The organism is Bartonella sp. PS7NMGDW, from assembly GCF_042193585.1.
GTDB classification, from domain to species: domain Bacteria; phylum Pseudomonadota; class Alphaproteobacteria; order Rhizobiales; family Rhizobiaceae; genus Bartonella; species Bartonella grahamii.
Map to the genome: position 1 here is coordinate 153,969 of NZ_JBHILX010000004.1, position 7,417 is coordinate 161,385.

The window sequence follows — 7,417 nt, forward strand, 5'->3', positions numbered from 1 at the left end:
TAATTTATAAAATATGATAATAATTTGCAGGAGAAGTATGTAAAAGTCAGAGGACAGTATTCTTTGATCTTAATACTATAAATGCTTTCCAATTTACGATAGCACTCAAATTAAGAAGCTAGGAATGTAGATCTTGAGGATGGAAAAAGGTGTCAAGATAACTTAGTAAAGATAAAAACATTTTCTGATTCTTAAGAAAGAAATTTGTTGAATAAGTGATTAGGAAAATAAAGATCATTATAAACCCTTTATAATGTGAAAATAAGATGAGTAGAATTAGTTGAAAAGTTACTTCTTATTTTTATGGGAAGAAAAAGGGGGAGGATTAATAAAATTAATCACGTTTTTTTATTTAAGATGGAGTAAGAATCATGTCGGATGAAGATCGGCTGATAGAACTAGAAATGAAGCTAGCTTACCAAGAAAAATTCATTGAGGAGCTTTCTCTAGTAGTAACTAATCAATGGAAAATTTTGGATGAGATATCTAAAAAAGTTGATGTTTTAGCGAGGCGATTTTCAGATTTAAAAGAACAGAGTGTTACTGAAGCTGTTGTTTTACCATTTTCTCAATAGGGAGAAGGTGCTTAAAAATTCTTCTGCTAATAGTCTCTTGGATTTTTTTAGATGTAATAGGGTGGATATCACAATGGGAGGAAGCTGCGAAATATTCTTTATTACAATTGCAATTATTTACAGATTAGTTTTTATTTAACGCATTTAGTTAGACTTGTAGAATAATTTTTATAAGCTTCTTCCTTAATTTCAAGAAGTTCTAATTTTATAAAGAGTGCTGATATTAGAAGACGTTTTTTATATGTGATTTCTAGTATTAAAATTAAGAAAAGTTTTTGTGGAGTATAGAGAAGTATCCATAAAAATATATGAACTTCAATATGTTAAGTTTTTTCTGTACAGAGTTTTCTATAGATGGAAGTTAGATTTATTCGCTACTTTTTTAAATTGATACAAATGAAGTGATGTTATCGTTATCTATAGAAATTATAAGTGAGCGCATATGTTTATAATAAAGCGTTTTAATCCATTTTGATGATCAAGTGATTTGCAGTTGTTTTAATAGGGTGAGGTGCTCTAAGCGATATCGGTTGTGTATAGTATAAAGAGCTCTAGAAGTCTTTTTCAAGATTAAATGTATTCTTCGTTATATGTACATGACATTTTGTGAAAAGGTTTTTGTTTTTCGTAATTTAAGATATAAAATACTATTGCTAAAGCACCAAAGATAGACCATGCTGGTAAATAAGTGAGAGTAATGCAAATTGAAGATAGAAAATCAGGCATTACCTTGCATAGAGATTGGTTAAGGTGATAGACATCTGTTTGCAGAAGGTTTGTTAAAATTTTATTAAAGGGGGTTGTTGTCCAATGTGATGTGATTATAGAGTGTGCGTTATCAATGACCAATGCTATAATAGTTAGTGTAACGAAAATGAAGGACATTAATTTAAATAAATGGTGGAGCATATTTTTTCTTAAAACGTCAACGGGGCATATATATAATGCACAAAAAAATAAGGGGTTGCATTATGATAAGAAAATAATTTTACGTTTGTTTTGTGTTTTTTGAAAAAGGTGCCTGATTTTTCGATAAAAGTTGAAGTTAGGTTCAACAAAAGTAATGAGGCATGATGTCTGAAAAAAAGCACAATGAATTGAAGCGTAGCCTTCAAAATCGCCATATTCAAATGATTGCTTTGGGTGGCGTTATTGGGACAGGACTTTTTTATGGGTCAACCGAGGCAATTCAATTAGCTGGTCCCTCAGTCATTTTATCTTATCTTGTCGGCGGGCTTATTATGTATTTCATTATGCGAATGCTTGGTGAAATGTCAGTAGAAGAGCCGTCTTCAGGAGCATTTAGTTTTTTTGCTTATAAATATTGGGGGAGATTAGCTGGTTTCATAACAGGTTGGAATTATTGGTTTCTTTATATTCTTGTGAGCATGGCTGAACTTACAGTGATAGGTTTTTATCTTGATCATTGGATTTTGATTGATCATTGGAAAGCATCTTTCATTGTTCTTTTATTTGTTACATTCATTAACTTGTTTAATGTTCGTTTTTATGGAGAATTTGAATTTGCTTGCGCTTTGATCAAAGTGGCTGCTGTTATTGGTATGATTATTTTGGGAATTTTTCTCATTGTCACTGAACTAGGGGAAAATCAAGCGAATATTCATTATCTTTGGGACCATGGCGGTTTTTTCCCTTATGGAGCAGTAGGGGTTGTTTTAGCGACTTCTGTAGTAATGTTTTCCTTTGGAGGAACAGAGCTTATTGGTATTGCTGCTGGAGAGGCATCTGATCCACAAAAAACAATTCCAGCGGCTATCCGTCAAGTTATGTGGAGGATTATAATTTTTTATATTGGTTCTATCAGCGTTATTATGATAATCAGCCCTTGGAATATGATTGGAAAAAATGGCAGTCCTTTTGTTACAATTTTCGAGACTATAGGAATTCCTGCTGCTGGTCATATTTTGAATTTTGTGGTGATTATGGCTGCTATTTCTGTTTACAATAGTGGCATTTATTCTAATGGACGTATGCTTTATAGTTTAGCTGTACAAAAAAATGCACCACATATTTTTAGTAAACTGAGTGCTGCTCGTGTTCCTTATATTGCTATCCTTTTTTCATCATTCTGTACGGTGTTGATTGTCGTTTTTAATGCTCTTGTTCCTGATAATAGTTTCATGCGGATCATGGCTCTTGCAACTGCAGCAGCAGTGATTACTTGGGCTATTATTGTTATTGTTCATTTGAAATTTCGCAATGCACATAAGAACAGAAAAGGCAACTTTACTTATGCGTTTGGTTTATATCCTTACGCTAACTATCTTTGTCTCTGCTTTCTTGCTTTATTATTTTGCATTATGTTTATCAGTGGTTTTGGGCAAAATGGATTGATGACTCGACTTTTTGATATGATAGGAATAAGCGTGCCTTTTCTTGAAACATATATTCCTGTACAGATGCCTGATATGAGTTTGGCAGTCATTATTATTCCTCTATGGTGCTTATTATTACTTTTAGGTTATAAACTGAGACGATAGAGAAAGAAGAGCTAATAAAACGGATTGATTGGAATAAATCTTGGGGACTATAAAATTTGATGAGGTAACACAAGTTTTTGGTGATTTGTGTGTTTTAAGGAATATTACTGTACAGCTTACCGAAAAACGAATTGCTGTTATAGGTGCGAATGGTTCTGGAAAAAGTACATTTGTTCGTCTTATTAATGGACTCCAATTACCATCTCACGGTTTTGTAAGCGTTGATGGGCTTGATACCAAGCGCGATGCAAAAGCAGTAAAGCGTAAAGTTGGATTTGTATTTCAGAATCCCGATAATCAGATTGTTTTACCATTAGTTGAAGAGGACTTATCATTTGGTCTCAAAAATTTAAAGCTTAGTAAAGATGAAATTAAGGAGCGTGTAGATGAAATTTTACAGCGCTACGAACTTCAAGACTTCAGAAATCACGCTGTCCATTTATTAAGTGGTGGGCAAAAACAACTCGTTGCTATTTCCGGTGTAGTTGCAATGAAACCAGACTACATTATTTTTGATGAGCCGACGACATTACTTGATTTGCGAAATAAGCATCGCGTTACGCAAGTGATAGAAGAATTACCACAAACGGCAATAGTTGTATCGCATGATTTGGAGTTTTTGAAAAAGTTTGATAGAGTGCTGGTTTTTGATAAGGGGGAGATAGCAATTGATGATGTACCTTTTGTTGCTATCAAGGAGTATATAAGAAGAATGTCATGATCGGTTTATATATTCCAAGGGATACGTTTATTCATAGGTTAAGTCCTGGAGTTAAGTTATTATTTCTTGCGGCGTGTGGAACTTTTATAATAATGGTTTCTTCCATAGCGCTTCTTGGGTTATTTTTGTTGTTGGTCATCTTATTCTATAGAGTCGCCAAGGTCCCTCTCAAAACTGCGATAAAGCAATTTAAATCGATGGGATTGCTTTTGGTTCTTCTATTTGTATTTCAAACTATTTTTAGCGGTTGGCTTACGGGGGTTGAGGTCATATTACGTCTTGTTATCCTCTTTTCTTTATCATCACTTGTTTCATTCACAACAAAAGTTTCAGATATGGTGGATGCAATTGAAGTCTGGCTTCAGCCTTTTTGCTGTTTTGGTATAAATCCATCAAAAGTGAGTATGGTTATTTCTATGGCGATCAGGTTTATTCCTCTTTTGAGTGAAAAGTTTAATGAGGTACATGAAGCACAGCAAGCACGGGGACTTAATACTAACATTGTCGCTCTTGCGATACCTTTAATTATACGAACCATAAGAATGGCTTCAGAAGTGGCTGAAGCATTGGAAGCGCGTTCTTATGATGCTGATACCATTGATACAGCATTTCATAATAATCAAAGTTTTTTATAGTGAAAGAAGAATCAAATGAATACAAAAGATTTAGTTTATATTGCTTTATTTGCCGCTATTTATGCTATTTTAGGACTTTTCCCTTCTATTTATCTTCCTTTTCTTCTAGGGGTACCTATTACAGCTCAATCGATGGGACCGATGCTAGCAGGGTCTATTCTTGGGGCAAAAAGGGGTGCTTTAGCATCACTCCTTTTTCTTGTTCTTGTTGCGATTGGATTACCTCTGTTGCCTGGTGGTCGTGGTGGAATCAGTGTCTTTTCAGGGATTGCAAGTGGTTACTTAATAGGTTTTCCATTTGCTGCATTTTTTATTGGTTTAATGGTAGAATTGTTTTGGCAGCGGTTAAATTTTATAACATTATTTGTGATAAATACTGTTGGTGGCATTGGGATAGTTTATTCTTTTGGTGTTCCATGGACAGCGTATATGACCAAAGTCTCTTTACTGAAGGTTTTAATGGCTTCATCAGGTTTTTTGATAGGCGATTGTTTAAAAGTGCTGATTGCATCCTTTGTTGCACTCGCGATTAAAAGATCTGTTCCTCTCATTCATTCAAAGCATAATAAGAACAAGCTAAAATGAATGTATTATTTTATTATATAATATTCATGTATCACAATAAGTTTACTGAATTTAACCATAGTAATCTATGATGTAATTAAACATTGTAGAATCTAATATGATTTATATAAGTGATATTATTAAAATAAATTATTATAATATTTTTCTCTATATCTAAGGCATTTAAAGTGTACTTTTATAAATCTGATACTTTTTATTAATTATAGAACATTAACGAAATATTTTCCATAGTGAAGGAATAATTCAGTGAATACAAAAGACTTAGTTTATATTGCTTTATTTGCCGCTATTTACGCTGTTTTGAGTCTTTTCCCTCCTATTTATCTTCCTTTTTTACTGGGTGTCCCTATTACAGCTCAGTCTATGGCTCCGATGTTAGCAGGCTCTATACTTGGAGCGAAAAGGGGAGCTTTAGCATCACTTCTTTTCCTTATTCTTGTTGCGATTGGATTACCTCTATTGCCTGGTGGTCGTGGTGGAATTAGTGTTTTTTCAGGAGTTACGAGTGGTTATCTGATTAGTTTTCCATTTGCTGCATTTTTTATTGGCTTTATGGTAGAATTGTTTTGGCAGCGGTTAAATTTCATAATATTATTTGTGATAAATACTGTGTGCGGTATTGGGATAGTCTATTCTTTTGGAATACCATGGGTAGCTTATATGACTCAGGTTCCTTTGCTAACAGTTTTAATAAGTTCATTAGGTTTTTTGGCTGGTGGTTTCTTGAAAGTGCTGATTGCATCCTTTGTAGCGTTGACTATTAAGAAAATCGTTCCTCTCATTCATCCGGAAAAGGGGTAGTTCTGTACTGAAGAATAATTTTTGCCAAATGTATGTGGATTAAAAATCACCACAGAATACCATTCTGTTTTGTCTACTTTATGTCATGTTTCCATTGGGCGATTCTGAATATTACGCTAGCAATTTTTATGAATTCCTTTGCAAAAGAATTAAAGAGCACGCACGGTAATGACGATGCAAACCAAAGATGTCACGGAGATTTTAAAAAGACTGGGCTGGGAGCCTTATCGTGATAACGTGGGTGATACTTTCGCGCATTATCATCTTCCTGACTGCATTGTGGGCATAGGCTATGGTGTAAAAAATTATGGAGAGAGAGGCAAAGAGTTTTTGCTTTCGGCTGATCTCACCACCGCTGCTTATTGTCTTGGCTGGGAATATTCTAGAGGTGAAAAATCACAGCGTAAATATGGAGACGTGCTGTTTTACGCGAAGGAGGATTTTAATGTTAAAGCTCCAGATCTTTTGGAAAGCCATATCACAACCGCTTTAAACAAAGTGGTTGCATGGGCGCAAGCACAGGATATTGAAAAAAAGTTGTGCGAGGAAGCTGCTGATCATTCTGCCGTTGCACAAGCATTACTTGGTGATATGGAGGCTTTAAGGAGTGATAGATCTACTCCAAAACTATCTGTGCCAGAATTTGCAGATTATAAAACAATGACATCGGATGATCGCCTGCTTTTTTTTGCGCAAGCCTATAAAAATGGGGAGTTGGATGATATTCTAACGCGCAAAAAAACCAAACAGCGCTCGATAAGCCTCACAGCAGCAATGCGCGTTCTCAAAACACAAGGGTGGTTTTCTACGGAGCCTGGAAAAATGTGGTTGATTTTGCCCGACCGCTTCATTCAATTTGATTTTGGTTTTATACGTCTCCATGACAATTACAATGTCCGTATTGAAGCTGAAATATCTAATGAAATGATTTCTGTCGCTTGCAATTGTATTCACTATAGTGAGGAATATTGGTGCGTTTCTCCTACGGGGCTTTATAATTCTTTTAACACGATTGGGGGGGGGATTTTTAGTGGTTTTGATAAAGGCATTGATATTTGTGTAGAGACATTAGATGAGCAAGAGCTTATCAAAATCTCTGAGCGGATAATACAGTGGGCACGTGCCCAAGATTTACAAGCATCAATAGAAAGCAAAACACGTGTTCAAAAGTATAGCTACAATATACGTATAGTCTGGCATTTGGCTTGTTTAGCATTGACAGGTCAAATTGATGTTCTGAAATCTTATCAAAATTTTTTAGAAGCAGGTACGATTTCTGAAATTTTGGATGACCGTGAAGTAGAGAGATATATTAACCAGGCCGTTCAATTTGCTGAAGAATATCTGAAAATCCTTAATGAGCGAAAAGCTATAGATGATCGTCTTAGTTTACAAGATTTGTCTTTTCTTAATACAGTTTCTGAAGACTTAAAAAGGATGGACTGGACAGTCTATCGTGATAAAAATTACAATTGCAATGCTTATTTTATAAAGAAAGATCGTATCATTAATATAGTGTACAACCTTGATAAAAACGGAGAGACACCATTTGTTACCTTCAAGGTTTCTCTTTCAACACTTGGTTTTTCTACAGCTTAT

The 7,417-nt window shown here is 34.7% G+C and carries 8 protein-coding genes and 1 pseudogene; 8 read left to right on the plus strand and 1 reads right to left on the minus strand.

The genetic code is table 11. The features are described from left to right. The first annotated feature begins 371 nt into the window (after positions 1–371). Positions 372–575 carry a SlyX family protein gene (locus ACFIKJ_RS03705; RefSeq protein ID WP_375626827.1) on the plus strand — a complete coding sequence of 68 codons (204 nt, stop codon included), beginning with the start codon at positions 372–374 and terminating at the stop codon, positions 573–575. Positions 576–1,145: 570 nt separating this feature from the next. On the opposite strand, the gene ACFIKJ_RS03710 is transcribed toward ACFIKJ_RS03705, so the two are convergent. Beyond that, positions 1,146–1,484, minus strand: a complete 339-nt coding sequence (locus ACFIKJ_RS03710; RefSeq protein WP_375653804.1) for a hypothetical protein — start codon at positions 1,482–1,484, stop codon at positions 1,146–1,148. Positions 1,485–1,648: 164 nt separating this feature from the next. On the opposite strand from ACFIKJ_RS03710, the gene ACFIKJ_RS03715 reads away from it, so the two are divergent. The 7 genes and pseudogenes from ACFIKJ_RS03715 to ACFIKJ_RS03745 all read left to right on the plus strand — a co-directional run. Next, positions 1,649–3,076 (plus strand): amino acid permease, encoded by a 1,428-nt coding sequence (locus ACFIKJ_RS03715; protein ID WP_375626823.1) that lies wholly within the window; start codon positions 1,649–1,651, stop codon positions 3,074–3,076. Between the two features lie 40 nt (positions 3,077–3,116). Further along, positions 3,117–3,797: an energy-coupling factor ABC transporter ATP-binding protein gene (locus ACFIKJ_RS03720; protein WP_012754688.1), complete on the plus strand. Its 681-nt coding sequence runs from the start codon at positions 3,117–3,119 to the stop codon at positions 3,795–3,797. Beyond that, positions 3,794–4,432 (plus strand): energy-coupling factor transporter transmembrane component T family protein, encoded by a 639-nt coding sequence (locus tag ACFIKJ_RS03725; protein WP_375626854.1) that lies wholly within the window; start codon positions 3,794–3,796, stop codon positions 4,430–4,432. Before ACFIKJ_RS03720 ends, ACFIKJ_RS03725 begins: the two co-directional genes overlap by 4 nt. A gap of 15 nt (positions 4,433–4,447) precedes the next feature. Continuing rightward, entirely contained in the window at positions 4,448–5,017 is a 570-nt protein-coding gene (locus tag ACFIKJ_RS03730) for a biotin transporter BioY (RefSeq protein WP_375626819.1), read from the plus strand. Between the two features lie 246 nt (positions 5,018–5,263). Further along, a complete protein-coding gene (locus ACFIKJ_RS03735; protein WP_375653805.1) occupies positions 5,264–5,818 on the plus strand; it encodes a biotin transporter BioY in 555 nt (184 codons plus the stop codon). 70 nt (positions 5,819–5,888) lie between these two features. Next, positions 5,889–5,987, plus strand: a pseudogene (locus ACFIKJ_RS03740) (SMI1/KNR4 family protein); the annotation flags it as partial. A gap of 5 nt (positions 5,988–5,992) precedes the next feature. Next, the coding region (locus ACFIKJ_RS03745; RefSeq protein ID WP_375670267.1) for a DUF6990 domain-containing protein at positions 5,993–7,417 on the plus strand (1,425 nt) is incomplete at its 3' end.